This is a genomic window from Acidovorax benzenivorans, assembly GCF_028680575.1.
Classification (GTDB): domain Bacteria; phylum Pseudomonadota; class Gammaproteobacteria; order Burkholderiales; family Burkholderiaceae_C; genus Acidovorax; species Acidovorax benzenivorans.
Map to the genome: position 1 here is coordinate 1 of NZ_JAPCKI010000026.1, position 24,022 is coordinate 24,022.

At 64.4% G+C, this 24,022-nt stretch carries 17 protein-coding genes and 1 tRNA gene; 4 read left to right on the forward strand and 14 right to left on the reverse strand.

Features of this window, described 5'->3' with window-relative positions; translation table 11 throughout:
* Positions 1-549: 549 nt before the first annotated feature.
* The 3 genes from OIN59_RS24415 to OIN59_RS24425 form a co-directional block, all read right to left on the reverse strand.
* Positions 550-858 (reverse strand): DUF736 domain-containing protein, encoded by a 309-nt coding sequence (locus OIN59_RS24415; RefSeq protein WP_270174435.1) that lies wholly within the window; start codon positions 856-858, stop codon positions 550-552.
* A 755-nt stretch (positions 859-1,613) separates the two neighbouring features.
* The gene (locus OIN59_RS24420) at positions 1,614-3,674 is read right to left on the reverse strand and encodes a ParB/RepB/Spo0J family partition protein (protein WP_274114693.1); all 2,061 of its coding nucleotides are present in this window, start codon (positions 3,672-3,674) and stop codon (positions 1,614-1,616) included.
* Between the two features lie 621 nt (positions 3,675-4,295).
* A complete protein-coding gene (locus OIN59_RS24425) occupies positions 4,296-4,691 on the reverse strand; it encodes an ATPase (protein WP_270174437.1) in 396 nt (131 codons plus the stop codon).
* A 410-nt stretch (positions 4,692-5,101) separates the two neighbouring features.
* On the opposite strand from OIN59_RS24425, the gene OIN59_RS24430 reads away from it, so the two are divergent.
* Positions 5,102-7,600, forward strand: a complete 2,499-nt coding sequence (locus OIN59_RS24430; RefSeq protein WP_270174438.1) for an AAA family ATPase — start codon at positions 5,102-5,104, stop codon at positions 7,598-7,600.
* On the opposite strand, the gene tnpC is transcribed toward OIN59_RS24430, so the two are convergent.
* The 3 genes from tnpC to tnpA all read right to left on the reverse strand — a co-directional run bounded on the left by tnpC (position 7,524) and on the right by tnpA (position 9,802).
* Entirely contained in the window at positions 7,524-9,056 is a 1,533-nt protein-coding gene (tnpC, locus tag OIN59_RS24435; protein ID WP_274114721.1) for an IS66 family transposase, read from the reverse strand. The two genes, OIN59_RS24430 and tnpC, sit on opposite strands and share 77 nt — an antisense overlap.
* A 78-nt stretch (positions 9,057-9,134) precedes the next feature.
* Positions 9,135-9,467, reverse strand: a complete 333-nt coding sequence (gene tnpB / locus OIN59_RS24440) for an IS66 family insertion sequence element accessory protein TnpB (protein WP_270174440.1) — start codon at positions 9,465-9,467, stop codon at positions 9,135-9,137.
* Complete coding sequence (tnpA, locus tag OIN59_RS24445; RefSeq protein WP_270174441.1) at positions 9,464-9,802, reverse strand: IS66-like element accessory protein TnpA; 339 nt, start codon at positions 9,800-9,802, stop codon at positions 9,464-9,466. Before tnpA ends, tnpB begins: the two co-directional genes overlap by 4 nt.
* A 58-nt stretch (positions 9,803-9,860) precedes the next feature.
* Here tnpA and OIN59_RS24450 point away from each other — a divergent pair.
* The 3 genes from OIN59_RS24450 to OIN59_RS24460 all read left to right on the forward strand — a co-directional run bounded on the left by OIN59_RS24450 (position 9,861) and on the right by OIN59_RS24460 (position 12,085).
* Positions 9,861-11,236 (forward strand): IS3 family transposase gene (locus OIN59_RS24450; protein WP_407655144.1). Its coding sequence is split into 2 segments (ribosomal slippage): positions 9,861-10,370 and positions 10,373-11,236, totalling 1,374 coding nucleotides; the frame shifts between segments, so codons are not numbered across the junction.
* A gap of 131 nt (positions 11,237-11,367) precedes the next feature.
* Positions 11,368-11,601, forward strand: a complete 234-nt coding sequence (locus tag OIN59_RS24455; RefSeq protein WP_270174443.1) for a hypothetical protein — start codon at positions 11,368-11,370, stop codon at positions 11,599-11,601.
* Between the two features lie 193 nt (positions 11,602-11,794).
* The gene (locus OIN59_RS24460; RefSeq protein WP_270174444.1) at positions 11,795-12,085 is read left to right on the forward strand and encodes a helix-turn-helix transcriptional regulator; all 291 of its coding nucleotides are present in this window, start codon (positions 11,795-11,797) and stop codon (positions 12,083-12,085) included.
* On the opposite strand, the gene OIN59_RS24465 is transcribed toward OIN59_RS24460, so the two are convergent.
* From OIN59_RS24465 to rpoC, 8 genes are all read right to left on the reverse strand, one after another.
* Positions 12,021-13,376, reverse strand: a complete 1,356-nt coding sequence (locus OIN59_RS24465) for a tyrosine-type recombinase/integrase (protein ID WP_270174445.1) — start codon at positions 13,374-13,376, stop codon at positions 12,021-12,023. The genes OIN59_RS24460 and OIN59_RS24465 overlap by 65 nt on opposite strands.
* A gap of 171 nt (positions 13,377-13,547) precedes the next feature.
* Positions 13,548-13,623, reverse strand: a tRNA-Phe gene (locus OIN59_RS24470).
* Between the two features lie 61 nt (positions 13,624-13,684).
* The gene (locus OIN59_RS24475; RefSeq protein ID WP_274114698.1) at positions 13,685-14,368 is read right to left on the reverse strand and encodes a response regulator; all 684 of its coding nucleotides are present in this window, start codon (positions 14,366-14,368) and stop codon (positions 13,685-13,687) included.
* A gap of 40 nt (positions 14,369-14,408) precedes the next feature.
* A complete protein-coding gene (locus tag OIN59_RS24480; protein ID WP_274114700.1) occupies positions 14,409-16,703 on the reverse strand; it encodes a sensor histidine kinase in 2,295 nt (764 codons plus the stop codon).
* On the reverse strand, positions 16,700-17,263 hold the full coding sequence (locus OIN59_RS24485; RefSeq protein WP_274114702.1) for a DUF4390 domain-containing protein: 564 nt from the start codon (positions 17,261-17,263) through the stop codon (positions 16,700-16,702). Before OIN59_RS24485 ends, OIN59_RS24480 begins: the two co-directional genes overlap by 4 nt.
* Positions 17,264-17,321: 58 nt before the next feature.
* Positions 17,322-18,650 (reverse strand): 16S rRNA (cytosine(967)-C(5))-methyltransferase RsmB, encoded by a 1,329-nt coding sequence (gene rsmB / locus OIN59_RS24490; RefSeq protein ID WP_274114723.1) that lies wholly within the window; start codon positions 18,648-18,650, stop codon positions 17,322-17,324.
* Between the two features lie 324 nt (positions 18,651-18,974).
* Positions 18,975-19,589, reverse strand: a complete 615-nt coding sequence (locus OIN59_RS24495) for a LemA family protein (protein WP_274114704.1) — start codon at positions 19,587-19,589, stop codon at positions 18,975-18,977.
* A 179-nt stretch (positions 19,590-19,768) separates the two neighbouring features.
* Positions 19,769-24,004 carry a DNA-directed RNA polymerase subunit beta' gene (gene rpoC / locus OIN59_RS24500; RefSeq protein ID WP_274114706.1) on the reverse strand — a complete coding sequence of 1,412 codons (4,236 nt, stop codon included), beginning with the start codon at positions 24,002-24,004 and terminating at the stop codon, positions 19,769-19,771.
* Positions 24,005-24,022 lie beyond the last annotated feature (18 nt).

The window sequence follows — 24,022 nt, forward strand, 5'->3', positions numbered from 1 at the left end:
TCCGTCAGATTGTTCGGTGCCACCCCATGGTGCTGAAGAATGGCTTGAGCCGGATGCGGGGTGACTCGCACGTCCGGTTCTTAGGGGGCGGCGGCGCAGCAATGCGCCGCTGCTACCCGACGCCGTGGCACGATGGGCTCACCAGCTAGCCAGCCCCACACACACCCTCAGCCTGCCACGGTTTTCCGCAAGCGAAGCGCGCAGCGCCGCAGGCGCGAAGGCGTCAGCGATCGGCGCCCGAATGGGTCGAGACGCCTGGCGGCTCGATGCGCAGCACAAGAGCGCGGTCCGGCATCGCCGGAGACGCACGGAATCGTTGAACCGCAGAACCTCTTTCTCCGAAACCCGACGAAGAGTGAAATCGGCTGTACGCCTTTACGACGACCCGTCAAAGCACAAGGCAGCAAAATCATCTTTACGACGGCCACGGGAAACTCCAGCCACTTCATCCAGCACACCCCACACAACGCCCGCCACCGCCGAGCGAGACGCCAGGTCGATGCCGAACGCAACAAGGCGCCCCGCCGAAGCGGGGCGCCGGGGCGGCAATCAGTCGCCCTTGCTGCGCGTCCAGATCAGGTTGTGCGTGCCGTCCTCGCCCTCGACCAAGCGGGCGTAGATCGTCGCCGGGAACGACGGGTCATCCAGCGTCACCGACAGGTAGGGCCGGTCGGCCTTGCTGACCTTCTTCCAGGCCGCGCCGATCTCCAGCCCCGCCGACGCGACGATGCGGTAGTCCGGGGCGTGCTCGCTGCCCTTGTCGCTGGGCACGATGCGGACCTTGACGTTCAAGGTCAGGGTGCGAACCGTGCCAGTGAAGCCGTTGCCCGAAACGGTGAAGTTGCCGATGGTGCTCATGATGATTTCCTTTCGAGGTGGTGCCAGGTCCGCGCCCATCGCGGCCTTGTGCGGTGATCCGGTCAGGCAAGGTGCCGGGCGCGCCGCACCCGCAGCGCAGCGAAGGGCCGAAACAACGTGGAGGACCGGCAGGCCCGGGAAATTTGCCTCGCGAGGAATGCGCGCAGCGCAGGGGAAATTTGTTGGGCAGGCCGGTTGCGGCGAACAAGCCCGAGGCGCACCGCAACGCAGCGGCAGCGAAGAGAAGGGGTGCCGTGCCCGCGCCAGGATTCACGCTCAAAGACAAGGCCGTGGGAGCGGACCAACGCCTCGCAAAGGACCACGAGCACAGGCAACATCCACACGGCAACCGCCTTCCGGCATGGGTTCGGCCCCGCCGAACGCCAAGCCGGCTGACCAGAGAGTCCAGGGACAGGGCAGAACGCCCCGCCGCATCGGCCCGACAGCAGAGAGGAAGAAAGCAGCGGCAGAGAAGTCAGCATGGCATCCGGCCTGTCGGCGAGCCACCGTCGATCACGGCGATTGCGCCCTGCCAGCATCGAGGACAGCGCCCTCACGCACAACCGGGTGCAGCAAGGCCGATCGCAAGCCCGCGCACCACACGGCGAGGCGCCTTGCCAGGAGGCACGGGCAAAGCCCGCTGGAATCCAGAAGTTCAAACGCGCGCGGCACACCCGCCGCGCGCGCCGCGCCGAGACCGCAGGCCGAGGCGCGGGACAAGACCGGAAAGCCCCGGCCGAAGCCGGGGCACCGATTCACGCCGTGGCATGCGCTCCTTCGTCTGCGTCAAGCTCCACGCTGTCCGCATCCGCGTCAACCCCGGCCTGCTCTACGGCGGCAACCGCCTCCGGTTGCCTGAACATGACCGGCAGCCACCCCGACCCCGCCGCCAGCCGCTCGGCCTCGCTGGCGATCTGCGCCTTCTTGAGCTTGGCCAGCCGGTGAACCTCGCCCGGCGCGAACACCTGCACCGCCTCCAGTGCCTTGGCTTTCGACACGTGATCGAAGTAACCCGCAGCGGTCGGCGTCCACCAGCCGTGCATGTCCAGGCCCACGGCCTGCGCCAGCGCGGCAGCGGGAACCTCGCTTTCGTGCGAGGCGATGGCCGAGACGGTGTAACCCACGCACACGGCCAGCAGCGACAGCAGTTCGCTTTGCGGCATCGCCAGCAGTTCGGTGAACAGCGCTTGCGGGTTGCCGGGCAGGCGTGCCGCCCAGGCCTCCCGCACCTCGCGCAGGCCCACCGCCGCTGGGGCCTCGTCCACGTCCGGCGCGTATTGCACCAGCCTGTCCTGCGCGGATGCCGTGATGTTGATGGGCGTGCCGCCATAGCCGCCGAGGATGACGCGGTGCGCCAGTTGATGCACCACGGCCACCAGCGCGATGTGCGGATGCCGGGCCACCTCAGCCTGCAAGGCGGCGGTGCGGTGCGCACTCAGCCGCTTCGCCAGCCTCTCCGAAATGCCCGGCTTGGCCGGTTCGGCATCCTCCGCATCTGCGCCGCCGCTGGCGCCTTCGCTGGCCGTCCCCCCGGCCTCCTGCCGCTCCCGCGCCCGCAACGCCTTGGCCTGTTCCTCGCGCAGCAGCCCACGATGCACCACGACCGCGCCCATGTGATCGACCGACACCACGGCCCCGGCCACCGGCACCACACCCAGCGCGTACACCATCAAGGTCTGCTCGATGGCGTCCAGTTCATCGCCTAGCCGGTCCAGCTCCTCGTGCAGCGCCTGCACACCATCGTCGGACAGGTCGGCGTCCTCGTCGTCGAGCTTGTCCTGAATGCGGCTCTGCTCGGCCTCCAGCTTGGCAATGCGCTTGGCCTCGGCCTTGCCCGGCTCCCGGCGCGTGGGCCGCACCCGCTGGAAGCCATGCAGTTCCGCTGCCGTGGCACGCGGGGCGGCCTCCACCCAGCCCCAGCCTTCGGCCCGCACGGATTCGGCCACGGCGCTGAGCTTGTCCCGCGCAAGAGAGTCCAGCAACCCGGCATCGGTGAGAAACACCCCGTTCTGCTCGTCCGAGAACAGATCGCGCCGGATGCCGCCGCCCGCCGCTTCGTAGGCTTCCACCCCCACGAAGCGCGCCACCGCATCGCGGCTGGCGTCGATCTCTTCGCAGGTCAGGTGATCGCGCAGCGATTCCGCGCTGCGCTGCCACTGCGGGGCTTCATAGAACGCAGCCTCTTGGGCCTTATGGTCGTCTGTGATGGCGAGTGCCATCAACTGCTCCAGCGAGACGGACCCCTGCTGGTAGTCCGCCAGCAGACGCGGCGAGACGTTGGCGAGTTTCAGCCGCCGTCGGACCACCAGCGGCGTGACGCCGAAGTCCGCCGCGATGTCTTCCAGCGCCCGCCCTTCCGACGCCAGCGCCTTCCATGCGAACAGTTCATCCACCGGCGACATGGATTCGCGGTGCACGTTTTCCGTGAGGCTGACGGTGCGCGCCGACGCATCGGGCACCAGCAGGCAGGGCACCGGATGGTCCCTCCCGAGCTTGTGCCGCTTGGCAAGCAGTTTCAATGCCGCCAGCCGCCGCTTGCCCGCGACCACCTCGAAGTGCTCGCCATCGGGCGCTGCGATCACGGTGAGGTTCTGCAGCAGCCCGACCCGGACGATGGAAGCCGCGAGTTCGGGAATCGCGGTGCCGCCGCTCTTGCGCACGTTGCGCGCCGAGGGCCGCAGTTTGGACAGTGCGATCAGGTGCAGTTCATAGGGCGCGGCCACCGGGAAGGTGATGGCTTCGCCTGCCGCTGCTGCAGCGGCAGCAGCGGCCACGGCATGCAGGGCCTGGGATTCGGAATGGGAAACGGTATTCATGATGATGACTCCTTGTCCCTCTCGGGGACGTTCAACAGGAATGGAAAGAAAAGAAACAGGGGTGGGTGGATCACTCGGTGCTCTGCATAGGCGCTCTCCTTGGAAGTTCGGGCTCCGCAGGGGCCGCGAAGCGCTTTCGCGGCCTTGAGGGCCGGCTGGGGCCGGCGCGGGTGCGCCGTCAAGGGAGGAAGCGAAGGCGCTGGCGCGGCCCGCAGGCGAAGCCGAGGACACGGGCGCCGTAGCGGCCCTTGACGGAAGGAGCACCCGCAGAGGCCAGGCAAGCCGCCAAGGGCGGCGCGCAGGTGGCGGGTCCCGCCACCGGAGAGAACACGTTCGAGCGGGAGGACAGAAGTCACCCAGGCCGGGCATAGACCGGCCTCCACTGCACGCCCCTGTGTGCGGGGTGCGCTTCGGCTGTTCAGTGGGGTGGCCGATCCGGCGCAGCCGGTTCGGCGGGCTTGCAGGGGCGCCAAGCGCAGCGCGGCGGGGATGGGCCACTGGCCGATCCCCTGGAGGGCAAGCGCAGCGCGCAGCGCCGAAGGCGCGGAGTCATCGACACCAGGCGCAGCAAAAAAAGTGCGCCGTCCCGCGAGACGACGCACCGATGGTGTCAGCGGTCGATCAATCCGCCGCCGACGCCACCATCGACTGCAACTGCTCAATCACGCCTGGCTCGACGAAGACGCAAGCCTGCTTGTCCTTAATCGGCACGTTGAACAGCCTGGAGAACACCTCGCGCTTGAGATGGGCCAGCCGTCCCGTCCGATACGCCTGCTCGGGCTTCAGGTTGCCGTTGCTCGCCGGCGAGCCGCTGCGCTGCGGATCGCATTCGACCAGCGCGACGAAGCCATCATCGGCCAGTTTCTGGTGTTCGGCGCACAGGCCCCAGCCGGTCGCCGTGTGGCGCTCCAGGCTCGCGCGCAGGCGCTTGTCCAGCAGGATGGCGCCGGTGTCGAAAGCCACGCCGCAGACCAGGCAGACGTGTTGTTCCAGCGAAACGTGTGATTTGTCGTTCATGACGATCTCCGGTTGCTCGGGCGGAATTGCCCGGAACCGGCACCCGGCACGCCGCAGCGCAGCGGTCACAGGTTCGAAGACGGCCGACAGGACGCCAGCGTGCAAGGCACGCGTAGACCTTGAGCGCGAGAACGGTGTGCAAGGATGAAGGGGACCAGCAAGCCAGCCCACCACACACCACACCTGCATTGGCAAGCGCAGCGCGCAGGCCTCAAGGGCCGGAGGTGTCAGGGATCAAAGCCGGATGGCCGCGATTCGGCACGAAGCGCGGGGCGCAGCCCGCGAGCCCGACGGCGGAACGCCGGGACACCATAATGTTTCTACTTGAAACATCGAACGTCGCTCTACGCCATTCCGCAATCAGGTGGGTGCCTTCTGGACGGTAAGACAGCGACGACTGGAGGAGACCCATGTCGATACTGCAGGAAATACTGGACTGGACGAAGGGATTGCCTGCCTGGCAGAGCGATGCCGTGGCACGCCTGCTGGCCAAGCAAGCGCTCACGATAGAAGACCAGGACGACCTGTTCGCGTTGCTCAAGGCCGCGCATGGCATTCCGGACCCCAAGGACCGCAAGCCCCAGCCACTCACAGCCGAGCAGATTCCAGCTCCGGTAAAAGTGACAACCCACGTTGAACTGCATGCCATGAAGAACATGCGGCATGTCAATGCGATTGCGGAGAATCAGCATCTGCCTTTCGGCGCTTCCGGGATGACAGTCATCTATGGCGATAACGGTTCAGGCAAATCGGGATACTCGCGCGTGCTCAAACGCGCATGTCGTGCGCGCGACCGGACGGAACCGATTCATCCGAACGCCAATCTGCCTGCAGGCAAGGCCGGGAACCCCGAAGCCATCTTCCAGATTGCCATCGACGGAGTTGCGCAGGATGCACACTGGGTGCATGGAAAGCCGGCTCCGGCTGCGCTGTCATCGTTTGCGATTTTCGACTCGCGCTGCGCTCGTGCGTACCTCGATAGCGAGGACGATTTTTCCTATGTGCCCTACGGGCTTGATGTGTTCGAGGGACTGGCGAAGATCTGCAAGCAGCTCAAGGCGGCGGTAGAGACTGAGTATGCACATTCCGCCGCCGATCTCACGGCGTTCGCGCCCCTGCAGGGCGACACGCTCGTCGGCAAGCTGATCGCGTCTCTTTCTGCCAAAACGACCCAAGCCCAGATCGATGCACTCGCTACGTTGACCCCGGAGGAACTTGCCCAGCATGTGTCCCTGGACAAAAGTCTGAAGGAGAACAACCCGAAGGAGAAAGCCACTCAACTGCGCTTGCGTGCCCGTCGTGTGGCGGCCATCGCGACGAATGCGTCCAACAAAGGCGCGCTGGTAGATCAAGCCGTTGTCGCCAAACTGAAAGGCCTGGCGGACAGCTATCGCACGGCGCAGGCTGCGGCCGCGCTCGCGGCGAAGCAATTCAAGGAAGGTGAGAATTTGCTGCCGGGCACCGGCGGCGAGGCATGGCGCGAACTTTTCGATGCAGCTCGCAAGTTCGCGGTCGAATCCCATCCGGACAAGGCGTTTCCCGAGCTGGGCGCGGAAGCTCCTTGCCCCCTTTGCCAGCAACCTCTCGCCGAAGGTGCTGACCGCTTGCTGCGCTTCGAAGCCTTCATTCAACAAGAAGCGGAGAAAACATCCCAGGCACGCCGTGTCGCTTTGTACGCCGAATACAAGCCGTTCATTGCACAGATCCTGACGCTGAACCTCGATGATGTGACGCATGGAGAGATCGAAGCCCTGGACGCGCAACTTGCCACCGATGCCAAGGCTTTCGAGCCTCTTCTGACGGCTCGCCAGGAGGCCATCAAAGCGGCCGTGCTCTCGCACCAGTGGGACAGCCTCGATCAGGCCCTGGTCAATCCGGCAGAGCGGCTTCAGGCGTTGGCGAACAAGCTGAATGCCGAAGCCGAGACCCTGGAGAAGGCCTCGGATGAGAAGGCCCGAGCAGCCTTGCAAAAGCAGTTCGTGGAACTGGATGCACGGGTGCGGCTTAGCCAGGTCAAGGATGCCGTCGTCACGGCCGTCGCTCGGCTCGCCCATCAAGCCAAACTCACGAAATGTCTATCGGCCGTGAAGACCAACGCCATCTCGTTGAAGGCATCGGAACTGGCGGAAAAGGTGGTATCCAAGGAATTGGCCGAGGCGCTGAACCGCGAGTTCAAGGCGCTGGGCGTTGGGACACTGCGCGTGACGTTGCAGAGCCGTTCGGACCGGGGCAAAGCCCTGCACAAACTCAAGCTGGAGTTGCCGCAAAGCCGCAGTCCGGGCGACATCCTGAGCGAGGGGGAGCAACGCGCAATCGCGATCGGCTCCTTTCTGGCCGAAGTGGGACTGAGCGGGGGCAAGGGCGGCATCGTGTTTGATGATCCAGTGTCATCCCTCGACCACCGCCGGCGCGAGCGTGTCGCGAGGCGCCTGGCCGTCGAGGCAGCACAACGCCAAGTCATCGTATTCACCCATGACATCTACTTCCTGTGCCTGCTCGCCGAGGAGGCGAAACTGGCTGGCGTCTCGATTGCCACCCAAAGCCTGATCCGGCGCGCCGAAGGTTTTGGGATTGCCGATCCGGATCTGCCGTTCGAGGGAAAAACCGCGAGCAAGCGGATCGGTGCCCTGAAGGCCCAGCATCAAACCGTCGCCAAGCTCCACAAGGACGGCGAAGAACAGGAATGCCGGAGACTGACCGTTGAAGCCTATTTCCGTTTGCGCATGGCGTGGGAGCGCGCCGTCGAAGAGGTGCTGCTGCGTGAGGTCATCCTTCGCTTCCGCAAAGGTGTCGGTAAGCGTCCGGCAAACACAGGTCCACAGAGGCTGATGATCAGGCGTCGGCGGGTTTCCAGCGGTGCGGCAATAGCTGGTCAATGCGGCTGGCCTTGTGCGTGGGCAGTCGCGTGAGGATGTCCTTGAGGTAGGCGTATGGGTCATGCCCGTTCATGCGGGCCGACTGAATCAGGCTCATGACGGCGGCCGCTCGCTGGCCCGCACGCAGGCTGCCGGCAAACAGCCAGTTGTTGCGACCGATGGCAATGGGCCGGATCTGGTTCTCGATCCAGTTGTTGTCCACCGGCAGTTGTCCGTCATCCACGAATCGGGTCAGCGCATCCCAGCGCCGCAGGCTGTAGTCCAGCGCCTTGGCGGTTGCTGATCCGTCGGGCACCTGGCGCCGTTGCAGCGTCATCCATTCATGCAGGGCGTCCAGGATCGGCCGGGTCTGCTGCTGCCGAACGGCTTGCCGCTGCTCGGTGTCCAACTCTTTGACCCCGCGCTCGATCTCATAGACCCGGGCGAACTGCTGCAGCGCGAATCCGGCGATCTGGCTCTGGTTGGCCGCGTGCAGGTCGAAGAACTTGCGTCTTGCGTGGGCCAGGCAACCCACCTCGGTCACGCCGCTGGCGATCAGCGCCTTGTAGCCACTGAAGTCGTCGCAGATCAGGCTGCCCTTCCAGGCCTTGTCGGTGCCGTGGCCCAGGAAGCGCCGGGCGTGTTCGCCCGAGCGCGACTCGCAGAAGTCGTAGACCACAGCCTTGATGCCTTCGAAGGCCCCCGGCGCATAGGCCCAGAGGTAAGCGCGGTGCGTCTTGCCCTCGCCGGGCTTGAGCATGGCCACCGGTGTCTCATCGGCGTGCAGCACCCGGTGGCCCAGGCTCTCGGTCTTCAGTGCATCGACCAGCGGCTGCAGCCGCACCCCGCAGGTGCCCACCCACTGCGCCAGGGTCGAGCGCGGGATGGCCAGGCCGGCGCGGCCGAAGATCGCCTCCTGCCGGTACAGCGGCAGGTGATCGGCGTACTTGCCCACCAGCACCTGGGCCAGCAGGCCGGTGGTGGGGATACCTTTGTCGATGACGTGCGCGTCGACCGGTGTCTGTTGAATGGTCTCGCACCGGGCGCAGGCCCACTTGCCGCGGATGTGGCGCTCGACGCTGAAGACGCCGGGCACATAGTCCAGCTTCTCGGCCACGTCCTCGCCCACGCGCTTCATCTGACACCCACACGCGCATTTGGTGGACGTGGGTTCGTGGCGGATCTCGCGGCGTGGCAGGTGCGCTGGCAAGGGCAGCCGCTTGGCTTGTTTCTTCTCGGAGGTGGCCGGTGCTTGCGTCTGCGCCAGGGCGTCGATCTCGCTGGCCACGGCCGCCAGGTCCGCTTCAATCTCGTCTTCGAGCAGGCTCTTCTGCTCGGGGTTGAATCGCTCGGACTGGGCGGCGAACTTCATGCGCTTGAGCAGCGCGTTCTCGTGGGTGAGCTTGTCCAGCAGCGCGCTCTGGTGGCGAACCTGAACCATCAGCCGAGCGGTCAGCTCGCGCAGTTGTTCTGCACTCAGACTCTCCAGCGATTGCGGAGCGACCACCATGGGCAGGACTGTGCCAGCGCCGGTGCAGCCGCACCATCGGCGCATGCCCCAATTGGCAAGTGCTTGCGCACAGGCCAGTCAGATCACGGTGATGACGCCACCATCGCCCAGACGCTGCCAGGGCAGGCCCAGCACCAGCGCATCGAACTGCGAGCGACTGAGCGTGGCGGTCAACGCACCCTCACGAGGCCAGACGAACTTGCCGCTGTTCAGGCGCCGTGCTGCCAGCCACACCCCGATGCCGTCGTGCACCAGCACCTTCATGCGGTTGGCTCGCCGGTTGGCAAACAGGTAGGCGTGATGCGGGCGCGCAGCACCGAAGACGGCCACCACTCGGGCCACAGCGGTGTCTGTGCCGGCACGCATGTCCAGTGGATCGGTGGCCAGCCACAGGGCATCGATGCGGATCACTTGAGCAGCTCCCGCATCCAGGCTGCGCAGTGCTCGGCAGCACCGACCGGCCACGTCAGCGAGACGCTTGTGGCGCCACGGCGCAACTCGATGCGGATGTCCGGGGCCGGCGCGCAACTGGGCGCAGGCAGCGCCACCGGCACGAAGGTGGGGACTTGCACATCTGTGCTGGGGGCATGGGCCAGTCGGCGCCACTTGTGCACGACGTTGGCGTTGATGCCGTGCGAGAGCGCAACCCTGGCCACCGATGCACCGGGCTGGGCGCACTCGGCCAGGATCTGTTGCTTGAGCTCGGCGCTGTGGCGCCGACGGGTCTTGTTCTTGGCTTCGTTCATGGTGTCCACCTATCTCGTGATCTGACCCCCGAAACCTGGACGAATTCGAGGAATCGAAGTGACCAGGTACACAGAGAAACAGAAGTTTGCTGCCGTCACGGCCTACCGGAAGGGCGCTGGCGGCTTGCGCGCCACCGCCAGCGCGCACGACGTCGGCGTTGATTCGCTGAGGGCGTGGATCGCCGCGTACGAGGCCAATGGGAAAGCTGGTCTGGTGGCGAAAAGGCGCGTCATCTACGATCTGAACTTCAAGCTCGAGGTCCTGCGCCGGATGCAGGATAAGGGTCTGTCGTGTAGGCAGGTTGCGGCCCTCTTCAACATCCGGCGCCTCGACCTGGTAGCGGAGTGGAGCCGGTTGTACGCCGCTCATGGGGCAGCAGCTTTGCAGCCTGGCTGGAAATGGGAACAGACGAGGATGAGCAAGCCGCCGAGCAGGCACGATGACCGCGAGGCGGTGACGAACGACCAACGCAGCCGCGAAGAGTTGCTACGCGATCTCCAGCAACTGCGCGCGGAGAATGCTTACCTAAAAAAAGTGCAGGCCTTGACTCGAACCAAGTCGCGCTCGGCGCCCGTGAAAGGACGTTGATCGTGCTCGAGTTGAGGCCGCACTTCCCTCTCGCCGATCTGCTGCGCGCGGCTGAGCTGGCGCGCAGCAGCTTCTACTACCAGCTGAAGGCTATCCGCACGGGTGACAAACGCTGCGACCTGAAAGCGAAGATCCGCGAGATCTTCAACCGTCACAAAGGCCGATATGGCTATCGACGGGTCACCGCTGAGCTGCGCCAGCAAGGTCTCGTCGTCAACCACAAGACGGTCCAAAAGCTGATGGTCGAGATGCAGTTGAAGTCGCTGGTCCGCCCAAAACGCTACAAGGCCTATGACGGCGCAGCTTCCGAGACGGCCCCGGACCGCTTGGAGCGCGACTTCACGGCTGATGAGCCCAATCAGAAGTGGGTGACCGATGTGACCGAGTTCAAGGTGAACAACCAGAAGCTGTACCTGTCGCCGGTGATGGATCTCTACAACCGCGAGATCGTGTCGTACGAGATTGCAGAGCGTCCACTGCCGGTCATGATCAAGAACATGCTCACCAAGGCGTTCAACCGGCTCGACTCAGGCCAGCGACCGATCCTGCATTCGGACCAAGGATGGCAGTACCGCATGCCCGCGTACCGCCAACGCCTGCATCAAAGCGGGGTCGTTCAGAGCATGTCGCGGAAGGGCAACTGCTATGACAACGCAGCCATGGAGAGCTTCTTCGGAACGCTGAAGTGCGAGTTGTTCCATCTCAACAAGTTCGACACGACCGAGACGTTGAAGGCCGCCCTTCACGACTACATTCGCTACTACAACGTGGATCGCATCAAGATCGGGCTCGGAGGCCTGAGCCCAGTGGCGTACAGGACGCAGGCCGCCGCGGCGCCCGCATGAAACCATAACTGTCCAAGGTTTGGGGGTCGGTTCACTCGTTTGGTGGACACCATCGTTGCCGCTTACGTCGTGAACCTCAAGGGTGGGATGACCGTGCGCTTACAGGTGTCGAGACCCAGCGGCTGGTAGGTGTGGTGGTCGAGGATGACGACTACGCCCAGGTGAATGCGGGCATGGCGAAGTGCTCCAACTATGCGCACGACAAAGCGCTCATGGGTGGCGTCGCCATTCCGGAACCTGATGAACTCCTCGCCGACATCATGGCGCTGGAAACATGGCGTGGGCAGATCGAGAAGCGAAGCGCAGACACGATCAAGAAGCGTAAGGCCCGGCCCGCGGCCATACAGACCACAGCAGCACCGTAGGCCTTTTTCTCGCAGACGGCTCAGGTTGCTGTCATTGGCGCTTGGGCGTTGGGTCAACGGCTCCGCGCAAGTGGTCGTAAACGTGGCTGCGGATGCCCTACTTTCGTACCGCGTACGCTTAGCCTCTCTCCCCTGGGTTGGTCTGGGCCTTGATGAGACGCATCCTTTCGGCATTGCCCGATAAGGAATCGCCATGCTCTTCCACCAGACCCTCCCCAAGCCGAACACCTCCAAGGCTCCGCCCGCCTACTACCGCTTGCGCGACGTGATGCGGATCTCTGCTCTCAGCCGCTCGACGATCTACCGACGTGTTGCGGAAGGGCGCTTTCCTGCCCCGGTTCACCTGGGAGGTCGGGCTTCCGCGTGGTCCAGCTTCGAGCTTCAGGCATGGATCGACGATCCAGCAGGCTATCGGACGGCTACGCCTCAGCCAGAAAGCCCTCCCCGTTTTCAGCACTTGCAAACGAGGCAAAGCATTCCTTGAGTTCCTGCGGCACCGGGTCGGTCTGACGCAGGTCGCGCACCGGCCCCACCGGCTTGCCCGCAGCAAGGTGATCCAGCAGGTCCGCCCAGACCTGGATCATCCGGCGGCGTTGCTCGAAGTGCGTCGTCCTGTCGTAGCTGCCGCCCAGCTCCTCGTCCGACACGTGCGCCAGATGCCGCTCGATCACCTCGCGGTCCCAGCCCAGCAGTTCGCGGATCAGGGTGCGCGCCGTGGCACGGAAGCCATGCCCCGTGATCTGTTCCTTCGTGTCGTAGCCGAGCGTTCGCAAGGCGCTGTTGACGGTGTTGTCGCTCATGTAGCGCGTCTTCTCCGAGCGCTTGGCCATGCTCTTGAAGATCGGTCCGGTGGGGCCGGTCAGCGGGAGAAGATCCCGCAGGATAGCGACGGCCTGGGTAGGCAATGGCACGAGGTGGGTCGGCGTGCGGCTGTCGCGCTTCTTCCATTCCCGCAGCTTCATCTTCTCCGGTGGGCAACGCCACACGGCTTGGTCGAGGTTCACGTCCTCCCAATGCGCGAGGCGCAACTGGCCGGGGCGCTGGAATAGCAACGGCGAAAGCTGCAGGGCCGCACGGGTGATGACGTTGCCGCTGTAGGCCTGGATGTCTCGCAGCAACTGCCCCAGCTTCTGTGGATCGGTAATGGCCGCGTAGTGGCGGGCACGCGGCGCCGGCAAACCGCCGGTGCGCTTGTTCACGAAGTTTTGCCCCGCCCCCAGCGTCCCCACATCCACCGCATACTGGAACACGTGCTGCACCGCTTCGCGCACCCGCTGCGCCGTCTCCAAATGGCCGCGCTCCTTGATGCGGTGCAGGCACCGGACCACTTCCGTGGGGGCAATGGCTTCCATCGCCAGTGCGCCGATCCACGGAAAGATGTGCAGTTCCAGATGGCGCATCACCTTGACGGCATAGCCGTCCGACCATTCCTGATCCTTCTTCGCCTGAGCGTGCCAAGCGCGGGCCGTGAGTTCGAAGGTGTTCAGACGAGAAACGCGCTCGCGCTCCTCTTCCACACGCCGCGCCTCTCGGGGATCGATACCGTCAGCGCGCTTCTCGGCCTCGGCGCGCGCCTTCTTGCGCGCCGCCGCGAGCGAGACCACCGGGTAGTGGCCGAGGGTCAGCTTGGCTTCTTTGCCGAACTGCTTGTAGCGGTAGACCCACACCTTGCCGGTCGGCCGCACGCGAAGGTAAAGACCATCGCCGTCCGCCAGCAAATATTCCTTGTCACGCGGCGCTGCCGCCTTGATCTGAAGCTCGTTGAGTTGACCCATGGTGTACCCAAAAATGACTGCGGTTGAAAAGCAGTCTGGGGTACACCGTTGGGTACACGCAAGAACAGGATTTTGTGAGATTAAACGATACCGCTTGAGCCGCCTTTTCGGGCTAAGCCCTTGATTTACAAGGACTTCTGAGCTGACTTGGGATCGTCTGAGAAAGAAAGATGGTGGCCTGGGGCGGAATCGAACCACCGACACAAGGATTTTCAATCCTCTGCTCTACCGACTGAGCTACCGGGCCTGAGCCTCAAATTATAGCCAGAAAAATCTGCCTTTCTGGCAAAAAGGCACAAATTAATTGATCAGCCGCGCTTGCCGCGTCCCAGGTCCACGCCCAGCTGGCGCAGTTTGCGGTACAGGTGTGTGCGCTCCAGGCCCGTCTTTTCGGCCACGCGGGTCATGGAGCCCCCTTCACGGGCCAGGTGGAACTCAAAGTAGGCCTTCTCAAAACCATCGCGCGCCTCGCGCAGGGGGCGGTCCAGGTCGAAGCCCTGGTGCGCGTGGGGGCCAGGGTCCACCCCCACCATCACCGCCGAGACGGCTGGCAGCTGCGAAAAGGTCGGGTCGGCCGGGGTGGCTGCAGGCACAGCTGTGGCAGCCACGGGGGCGGCCTGATGGGCTGCGTTGCGGGCCAGGCCTTGCTCCACGGCCTTGAGCAGCTTTTGCAGGGTGATGGGTTTTTCGAGGAACGAGAAGGCGCCAATGCGGGTGGCCTCGACCGCTGTGTCGATGGTGGCGTGGCCGCTCATCATGATGACTGGCATGGTCAGCACGCCGGCCGTGGCCCACTCCTTGAGCAAGGAGACACCGTCGGTGTCGGGCATCCAGATGTCCAGCAGCACCAAGTCATAGGCGTTGCCCGCCCGGGCCGTGCGGGCCTGCGTGGCGTTTTCTGCGAGGTCTACGCTGTGACCTTCATCGTTCAGGATTTCCGACAACAGGTCACGAATGCCGAGCTCATCATCGACCACCAGAATGTTTGCCATGTGTGTTGAAGCGCCTTGGAGGTACTGCGGGGCGGTGTTGTTATGACGCCACCGCTGGTTCAGGGGCGAATGATAACGACACTTGGGCGCCGCGCACCACGCCGTCTTCGGTGCGGTTGGACAGTTCGATGCGCGCACCGTGCTCATCTGCGATCTTTTTGACCACGGCCAAACCCAGGCCGGTGCCACGCGGCTTGGTGGTGACATAGGGTTCGAACGCGCGCTGCAAGATGTGCGACGGAAAGCCCCCGCCGCTGTCCGACACCGTGAGCCGCACACGCCGAGAGGATTCGCTCCAGCGGGTGCTGATGCGCACCGACGGCACTGGCTCGGAGGCCCCGGCGCGGGCCTGCTCGGTCGAGTCCTGGGCGTTCTGCAGCAGGTTGTGCACGACCTGGCGCAACTGCTGCGCATCGCCCGCAATCCAGGGGCAGCGCGCGTCCAGCTCGGCTTCTACAGGCACGGTTGCGTTTTCTGAACCATACAGATGAAGCACGTCGGTAACCAATGCGTTGAGGTCCAGCGCATGCAGTTCGGCTGCGGGCAAACGGGCGTAATCGCGGAACTCGTTGACCAGTCGTTTCATGGCATCGACCTGATCGACGATGGTCTTGACGGACTTGGCGAGGATGGCTTGTTCCGTATCGGGCAGCTTGCCCGAGAGCTTCATTTCGAGCCGCTCGGCGGAGAGCTGGATAGGGGTCAGCGGGTTCTTGATTTCGTGCGCCAACCGGCGCGCCACCTCGCCCCAGGCCTGCGCGCGCTGGGCCGAAACGATCTCCGAAATGTCGTCAAAAACCAACAGTCGAGTGGCATCTGGCAGCTCGGCGCCCCGCGCGACCAGGCTGGTGGCGTGTTGTCCGGCCCCACCGGATGAGGCATGCAGCTCAAACGGCTGCTGCCAATGATCCAGGCCGTGGCGTTCGTTGTCGCCCAGAAAGGCATCAAAGTGGCCCTGGACCGACGCCGCAAACTCTGCAAGGCCAGGCACTTCGGACAGTGGCCGCCCCTCATACACGGCCATGGGCGCCCGCAGGATGCGGGTAGCGCCTGGGTTGGACGAGCGGATCAGCCCCTGCGCGTCCAGCACGATGACGCCCGCCGTAAGGTTGTCCAGAATGGTCTGCACGTTGGCGCGGGAGGCATCGACCTCGCCCATGCTCTGCTCCACGGCCTGGCGCGCGTCCGCCAGTTGCTGCGTCATGAGTGCGAACGAGCGCGTCAGCCCGCCCAGCTCGTCCTTGCTTTGCAGCGCGGCCTTGGGGCTCAGGTTGCCAGCCGCCACCTCACGCACCCCTTCGGCGAGCACCAACAGAGGCCGAGCCAGCTGGTTGCCCAGCAGCACGGCCAACAGCACCGCGCCGAACACGGCGAGAAACAGGCTCAGCGTGAGCGTGCCCACATACATGCGCCGCAGCCCGCCCCGGGCAAGCGCGCGTTCCTGGTATTCGCGGTTGGCCTCCTGCACGGCAATGGCATTGGCCACCAGTGCGGGCGGCAGGGGCAAGGTGGCTTGCAGGTACCGCGGCTCGACCAGCAGGCCCACGCTGGGGCTGCTGACCAGGGCCAACACCTTGACCCGAGCGTTCTGCGCGGCGGCAGGGTCGGCAATGTCGTCCAACCCTTCGATCTGCACCGTGACGCGCTGCTGGCGCGCCGCGCGCAGCAAGGCGGCACCTGGCCGTTCGGGGTTGAGGCTGAACCGCGACTGCCCCGCGCTGGCCACCGCCTGGCCGGACGCGTTCCAAAGCACCACGTCGGTCGCGCCAAGCTGATCGCGGATGCGTTCCAGCACCAGGCCTGCGGCGGCATCGGGCACCTGGGCCACCTGGGCACTGGCATTGCGAGTTTTGGCGGCCATGTCCGTGGCCAGCGAGTCCAGCGACACACGGGCGAGGTTGACGCCTGCAGACAGCGCCCCCTCCACCTTCACGTCAAACCAGCTTTCGATGGAGCGCGTGACAAACTGGTAAGACACCACATAGATCAGCAGCCCCGGCATCAGCCCCACCAGCGCAAAAATCGCTGCCAGCTTGACCAGCAGGCGGCTGCCAAAACGCCCTCGGCGCAGGCGCAGCCCCAATCGCACGGCCACCCAGCCCAACACCAGCAGCAGCAGCAGCGCCACAAACACGTTGACGCCAAACAGCCAGGCGTAGTTGCGCTCGTACAGCACCCGGTTGTTGGTGGCCAGCGTCAGCAAGAACAGCAGCACCATGCCGATGGCCGACATGATGGCGGCACCGACGCCCACGGCCCAGCGCACCGCGCGGGACTGGCGGGCGGTGGCATGGGTAGACGCCGAGACGCCGGATGACGAGGGGTTGGTGCTCACTTGGCGGGTTCTGCGCCCAGGCGCTGGCTGCGGGACACCAACAGGTTCCAGCCCGACCGGCCGACCGCGCCGATCTGGAAGGGCCGGGGCAACTGGGACATGTCCAGGCGGAAGCGGAAGTTCACCGTATGCACGGCATCTGACTCGATGACATCGCGTTCGGCGATCTTCCAACGTGAAAATCGCTGAATCGACGACAGGGCATCGGCATAGTTGTCGAAGTTTTGGCCCAACACCACACCCAGGCCGCTGTTGGTGAAGGGCGTTGAAGATATGTTCAGCCGCCACCGGCGGGTGAGCGGCTGGTAGCTCAGGCGGAAGTACCGGGTGGTCTCGGCCACCAGCCGGTCCGACCAGTACCAGCGGTCGCGCAACACCTGCGCATCGGCCACAAAGAACATGGGAATGCCTTTTTGCAAGGCATCCTCGGCCAGCTCGGGCAGTTCAAATTGCAGGCTGGCACTCAGGTACAGGCCATCATCTCCCCGGTCCAGGCGCAGATCGCCGACCTCGGTGGGGGCCGCCTGCGCGGCACCAGCCTGTGGCGCAAGGCAGAACATCGCCCCCAAAAGCAGTACAACCCACGCGCACACCAGTAACCAGCGCGCCCCACGGGGCTCATTGCGCCGATTTTTGCAACAGTGCGTAAAAAAAGCCGTCGTGGTCACCGTTCAGATTGTCCGGGACAGCCCCGCCCTTGTCCGCGTTGCCGGGAATTAAATGGCCCGGCGAAGGCAGCAATTGCGCATCGGTGTTGTTTGCAAGAAACGTTTGCACCTGGGCATCGCCCTCTGCACGGAACACGGAACAAGTGCAATACAGCAGGCGCCCGCCAGGGCGCAACAGCGGCCACAGGGCCTTGAGCAGGGCTGCCTGCAAGGTCGCCAGTTGCGCGATGTCGGACTCCCGGCGCAGCCAGCGCACGTCCGGGTGGCGCCGCACGATGCCTGAAGCTGTGCACGGTGCATCGAGCAAGATGGCATCGAACAACGCACCGCCACACTGCGACTGCCACCAGTCTTGCGGGCGAGCGGCATCGGCCACCAAGACCTGGGCCGTCAGCCCCAGGCGTTGCAGGGTTTCGCCAATGCGGGCGCTGCGGGTGGCATCGATCTCCAACGCCGTGACTTGCAGGGCGGACTGCGGACCCGCCATCTCCAGCAAGTGCGCGGTCTTGCCGCCAGGGGCAGCGCAGGCGTCGAGCACGCGCAGGGGCTGGGTCAGGTCCAGCCCTTGCAGCAGCAAAGGGGCCGCCTGTTGTGCGGCGGCGTCCTGCACCGACACCCAGCCCTCGGCGAAGTGCGGCAGCAACTGCACGGGCACGGCATGCTGCAGGGCAACCCCGTGGTCACCGACGGCGATCGCTCCTAAACCAATAGCATTCAAGGCAAATAGATACTGCGCCACCGTGCATTTTTGTTGATTAACCCGCAGCACCATGGGCGCGTGGGCATTGTTGGCGTGCAGGATCTGCTCCCAGTGTTGGGGGTGGTCCTTGCGCAGGCGCTGAATCCACCATGCCGGATGGTTCCAGCGTGCCACCGGGTCCTTGTCGGTGGCTGCCACCAGCACATCGCGCTCGCGCAAAAACCGGCGCAGGCAGCCGTTGATGAACGACGCCTGCGCGCGTGTGGCTGGGTGGTGCTTGGCAGCCTCCACCGCCTGGTTCACCAGGGTGAAGGGTTCGTAGGGCGATGCCTGCGGATCCCAGCACAGCGCCAGCGCGCTGCACAGCAGTGCATCGGCGGCGGGTGCAGGGGCGCGGGTGGCCAGCTGGCGGCGCAAGGCCTCGGCCCGCCCGGCCTGGCGCAGCACCTGGAACAGCAAAGCCTGCACACCGGGGCGCAACGCGGTCTCCACTGCCGCCAGCGCTGTCGTGCCCGACTGCCCACCCCGGATCGCCTGCAAGGCGCCGGCCACTGCCGTCAGCAGCCGCCAAAGGGGCACCGGCGCGGAGCCCGACGAAGTCGCTGTGCTGCGTGGGACCGCGGCAGGATCAGCCTGCTGCGGAGATTGGCCGGAGCCCGCGCGCACGGGGCGTGGCGCGTTGCCGCCAGAGCGGCGGGGGCGGTTGTGGGGAGGTGGAGTCATCGTGATCCTGAAAACGGGCTGGTGTGATGTTGCACGCTGGACGGCACATTGAAAATCGATGGATCTTTGGTCGAGGCAAGGCACAACCCACAGCGATACCTGTAGGTGTCGCGCAGATTGACAATGCGGTCCTGGCCGAAAAGACGCCGTTTCAAGTGCCAGAGAGCGCGCAACACCACCCTAGAGCGCACGCGCCGCCTTGAAGCCGAACACCCAGGCCAGCAAGCTGGCCGGAAACTGGGCGATGGCACTGTTGTACTGCACCACGGCCTCATTGAACACGCGAATCGCTTGCTCGTTCTGGACGGTGTGCTCTTCCCAGCGAACCTGCCAGATCGACAACACCACGGGCGAAGACCCGGTAGACCCGGTGGCAACGCCTGGGTCGCCCGCCGAGGCCAGGGCGGCTGGCTGCGCCGTATCGGCCAGCAGCTTTTGCAAGGCCGTGGCCCAGGTAGCTCGCAGCACTTCGCGGGCGGCCGACAACGCGGCCACGGCATCGCCCTGCAGCGGACGGGCGCGTGCCATTGCCAGCGATGCGCTGAATTGCGTCACGGCACCCTGCAGTGCGGCCAGTGCCTGCACATCCTCGTCGGCCAGCAAGCTGCCGCGCTGTACCGACTGCGCCGCCCCAAACTCGCCGAGCAAAGCCACCAGCCGCACCATGTGCGCGTCAAAACTGCCGAACGACTGAACCACGGCCGAGCGCAAGCGCATCAGACGGTTGTAGGCCCCCAGGGCCCAAAACAGAAAGATGGCAAAAGCAATCCAGAAAAGGGGCGACGACCACAGCATGCACAGTTGCCGGGATGGATGCTGCTGCACCCGTCCCGGCCCGAAAAACAGAAAGTTGAAACAAACGACGGGCGGTGAAAAGACACACGCCCATCAAAAACGCCCCCGGCCTGCCTGGGACAGGACGGGGGCGCTGTGGCGACCGCAGCAAGGCCTGGGGTAGACCTTGCTGTTTTCTATCAGTCTGCCGCTGCGTCGGTGGCAGTAACGCTGCCACTGTCCACATCCGAGGCGTCCGACTGTGCAGCCATTTCAGCGGCTTCGGCTTCGGCGATGGCGCGGCGCTCGGCGTCGTCCATGGCGTCCTTGGCCTTGCGTGCCTGGTGGTAGGCCATGCCGGTACCTGCGGGGATCAGGCGACCCACGATCACGTTTTCCTTCAGGCCACGCAGCTCGTCGCGCTTGCCCATGATGGCAGCCTCGGTGAGCACGCGGGTGGTTTCCTGGAAGGAAGCTGCCGAGATGAACGAGTCGGTGGACAACGATGCCTTCGTGATACCCAGCAGCAGATTGCTGTAGGTCGCGGGGATCTTGCCTTCGGACTGCAGTGCATCGTTGGTGTTCAGGATCTCGGAACGCTCGACCTGCTCACCACCGATGTAGTTCGACTCGCCGACGTTCTCGACCACGACGCGGCGCAGCATCTGGCGAACGATCACCTCGATGTGCTTGTCGTTGATCTTCACGCCCTGCAAGCGGTACACGTCCTGCACTTCATCAACGATGTAGCGCGACAGCTCTTCGATGCCCAGCAGGCGCAGGATGTCTTGTGGGTCGGCAGGGCCGTCCACAATCGATTCGCCCTTGTTCACCACCTGGCCTTCGTGCACCAGGATGTTCTTTTCCTTGGGCACGAGCTCTTCGAACACGCGGCCTTCGGGGTCGGTGATCTGCAGGCGGACCTTGCCCTTGGTCTCCTTGCCGAACGACACGGTACCGGTCATTTCGGCCAGCGTGCCCTTGTCCTTGGGTGTGCGAGCTTCGAACAGCTCGGCCACGCGGGGCAGACCGCCGGTAATGTCGCGGGTCTTCTGGCCTTCGACCGGAATACGCGCCAGCACTTCGCCCGGGCCCACGTCCTGGCCGTCACGCACCTGGATCAGAGCGCCCACCTGGAAGCCGATGGTCACCGAGTGGTCGGTGCCAGGGATCTTCACTTCGTTGCCTTGAGCGTCGATCAGCTTCACTTGCGGACGCACCACCTTGGCAGCACCACGGCGCTTCGGATCGATCACCACCAGTGTGGACAGACCGGTCACTTCATCGACCTGCTTGGCCACCGTCAGACCTTCTTCGACGTTCTCGAACTTGGTCTGACCGGCGAACTCGGTGATGATGGGTCGCGTCAGCGGATCCCAGTTGGCAAGGATGGTACCGGCCTTGATGGCCTGATCGGCCTTCACCGTCAGCGTCGCGCCGTAAGGCACCTTGTGGCGCTCGCGCTCGCGGCCATGCTCGTCCTGGATGATGATCTCACCCGAACGCGCAATCACCACCAGCTCGCCCTTGGTGTTGCTCACATAGCGCATCGTGGCGTTAAAGCCGATCACGCCGTTGGACTTGGCTTCCACGCTCGACGCGATGGCAGCGCGCGAAGCGGCACCACCGATGTGGAAGGTACGCATGGTCAGCTGCGTGCCGGGTTCGCCAATGGACTGGGCAGCGATCACACCCACGGCTTCGCCGAGGTTGATCAGGCCACCGCGACCCAAGTCGCGGCCATAGCACTTGGCGCACAGGCCGTAGCGGGTTTCGCAGGTCAGCGCCGTGCGCACCTTCACTTCGTCCACGCCAGCAGCTTCCAGCTCTTCGATCAGGTCTTCGTCCAGCATCACACCGGCTCCGACCAGCACCGAGCGGTTCTCGGGGTGCAGCACGTCTTCAGCCGCAGTACGGCCCAGAATACGTTCACGCAGCGATTCGATCACTTCACCGCCTTCGACGATGGCGCGCATCAGCGAACCATTGGCCGTGCCGCAATCCTCTTCGGTCACGACCAAGTCCTGCGTCACGTCCACCAGACGGCGCGTGAGGTAACCGGAGTTCGCCGTCTTCAGCGCCGTGTCGGCCAGACCCTTACGGGCACCGTGGGTGGAGATGAAGTACTCCAACACGTTCAGACCTTCGCGGAAGTTCGCGGTAATAGGCGTCTCGATGATCGAGCCGTCAGGCTTGGCCATCAGACCCCGCATACCGGCCACCTGGCGAATCTGGGCTGCGGAACCGCGAGCGCCGGAGTCAGCCATCATGTAGATGGAGTTGAAGGACTCCTGGTCCACTTCCTTGCCGTGGCGGTCCATGACCTTTTGCTTGGACAGCTGGGCCATCATCACCTTGGACACTTCGTCGCCGGCCTTGCCCCAGATATCCACCACCTTGTTGTAGCGCTCGCCAGAAGTCACCAGACCGGACACGTACTGCTGTTCGATCTCTTTGACTTCCTTCTCGGAGCGCTCGATGATGCCGGCCTTTTGCGGCGGCACCAGCATGTCGTCGATGGCGATCGAGATACCAGCACGGGTCGCCAGACGGAAGCCATTTTGCAGCAGCTTGTCGGCAAACACCACCGTCTCCTTCAGACCGCACTTGCGGAAGGACACGTTGATCAGGCGCGAGATTTCCTTCTTCTTGAGCGCCTTGTTCATGTTGGAGAACGGCAAGCCCTTGGGCAGGATCTCGGACAGCAGTGCACGGCCCACGGTGGTTTCCACCAACGAGGTCGAGGGCACGAATTCGCCCGTGGCCTTGTCCTTGGTCCACTCGGTCATACGGACCGTGATCTTGGCGGCCAGTTCGGCCTGGCCAGCGTCCAGGGCACGCTGCACTTCACCGGTGTCAGCGAACACCAGGCCTTCGCCCTTGCCGTTGATACGGTCACGGGTGGCGTAGTACAGGCCCAGCACCACGTCCTGCGAAGGAACGATGGAGGGTTCGCCCGAGGCGGGGAACAGCACGTTGTTGGAGGCCAGCATCAGCGTGCGGGCTTCCATCTGCGCTTCCACAGACAGCGGGACGTGGACAGCCATCTGGTCACCGTCGAAGTCGGCGTTGAAGGCCGCGCAAACGAGCGGGTGCAGCTGGATGGCCTTGCCTTCGATCAGGATGGGCTCAAAGGCCTGGATACCCAAACGGTGCAGCGTAGGCGCACGGTTCAGCATCACGGGGTGTTCCTTGATGACCTCTTCCAGGATGTCCCACACCACGGGGGTGCCGGATTCGACTTCCTTCTTGGCGGCCTTGATCGTCGTCGCGATGCCCATGGCTTCGAGGCGCGAGAAGATGAACGGCTTGAACAGTTCCAGGGCCATCAGCTTGGGCAGACCGCACTGGTGCAGCTTGAGCGTTGGGCCCACGGTGATCACGGAACGACCGGAGTAGTCCACGCGCTTGCCCAGCAAGTTCTGGCGGAAACGGCCCGACTTGCCCTTGATCATGTCGGCGAGCGACTTCAAGGCACGCTTGTTGGCGCCCGTCATGGCCTTGCCACGGCGGCCGTTGTCCAGCAGCGAGTCCACGGCTTCCTGCAGCATCCGCTTTTCGTTGCGCGCGATGATTTCAGGGGCCTTCAGCTCCAGCAGGCGGCGAAGACGGCTGTTGCGGTTGATAACGCGGCGGTACAGGTCGTTCAGGTCAGACGTCGCAAAGCGGCCGCCGTCCAGCGGCACCAGCGGACGCAGGTCCGGTGGCAGCACGGGCAGCACTTCGAGCACCATCCACTCGGGCTTGATGCCCGACTTCTTGAACGCTTCCAGCACCTTCAGGCGCTTGGCGTTCTTCTTGACCTTGACTTCGGAGCCGGTCAGATCGCCGCGCAGGCGTTCGATCGACAGGTCGATGTCGATGGATTCCAGCAGGTCCTTGATGCCTTCGGCGCCCATCTTGGCGATGAACTCGTCGCCGTATTCCTTGCGCTTGGCGTCGTAGTCGTCCTCGGACATGATGCTGAACTTCTTCAGCGGCGTCATGCCAGGGTCGGTCACCACGTAAGCTTCAAAGTACAGCACGCGTTCGATGTCGCGCAGCGTCATATCAAGCACCAGGCCCAGACGCGATGGCAGCGACTTCAGGAACCAGATGTGGGCGCAAGGAGCGGCCAGATCGATGTGGCCCATACGCTCGCGGCGCACCTTGGTCTGCGTGACTTCAACGCCGCACTTCTCGCAGATCACGCCACGGTGCTTGAGGCGCTTGTACTTGCCGCACAGGCATTCGTAGTCCTTGATGGGACCAAAAATCTTGGCGCAGAACAGGCCGTCGCGCTCAGGCTTGAACGTGCGGTAGTTGATGGTTTCAGGCTTCTTCACTTCGCCGAAAGACCACGAACGGATCTTTTCGGGCGAAGCCATGCCGATGCGGATGGCATCGAAATGCTCGTCCGGCGTGAATTGCTTGAACAGGTCGAGTAGCGATTTCATAGTGACTCTTTCCTTTTC

Coding starts and splice junctions, on each gene's coding strand:
- OIN59_RS24465 (WP_270174445.1), bottom strand. CDS start 13,376: ATGGGTCAACTCAACGAGCTTCAGATCAAGGCGGCAGCGCCGCGTGAC.
- OIN59_RS24485 (WP_274114702.1), bottom strand. CDS start 17,263: ATGTTCTGCCTTGCGCCACAGGCTGGTGCCGCGCAGGCGGCCCCCACC.
- tnpC (WP_274114721.1), bottom strand. CDS start 9,056: ATGGTGGTCGCTCCGCAATCGCTGGAGAGTCTGAGTGCAGAACAACTG.
- rpoC (WP_274114706.1), bottom strand. CDS start 24,004: ATGAAATCGCTACTCGACCTGTTCAAGCAATTCACGCCGGACGAGCAT.
- OIN59_RS24475 (WP_274114698.1), bottom strand. CDS start 14,368: ATGGCAAACATTCTGGTGGTCGATGATGAGCTCGGCATTCGTGACCTG.
- OIN59_RS24425 (WP_270174437.1), bottom strand. CDS start 4,691: ATGAACGACAAATCACACGTTTCGCTGGAACAACACGTCTGCCTGGTC.
- OIN59_RS24420 (WP_274114693.1), bottom strand. CDS start 3,674: ATGAATACCGTTTCCCATTCCGAATCCCAGGCCCTGCATGCCGTGGCC.
- OIN59_RS24415 (WP_270174435.1), bottom strand. CDS start 858: ATGAGCACCATCGGCAACTTCACCGTTTCGGGCAACGGCTTCACTGGC.
- OIN59_RS24495 (WP_274114704.1), bottom strand. CDS start 19,589: ATGCTGTGGTCGTCGCCCCTTTTCTGGATTGCTTTTGCCATCTTTCTG.
- tnpA (WP_270174441.1), bottom strand. CDS start 9,802: ATGAACGAAGCCAAGAACAAGACCCGTCGGCGCCACAGCGCCGAGCTC.
- OIN59_RS24460 (WP_270174444.1), top strand. CDS start 11,795: ATGCTCTTCCACCAGACCCTCCCCAAGCCGAACACCTCCAAGGCTCCG.
- OIN59_RS24430 (WP_270174438.1), top strand. CDS start 5,102: ATGTCGATACTGCAGGAAATACTGGACTGGACGAAGGGATTGCCTGCC.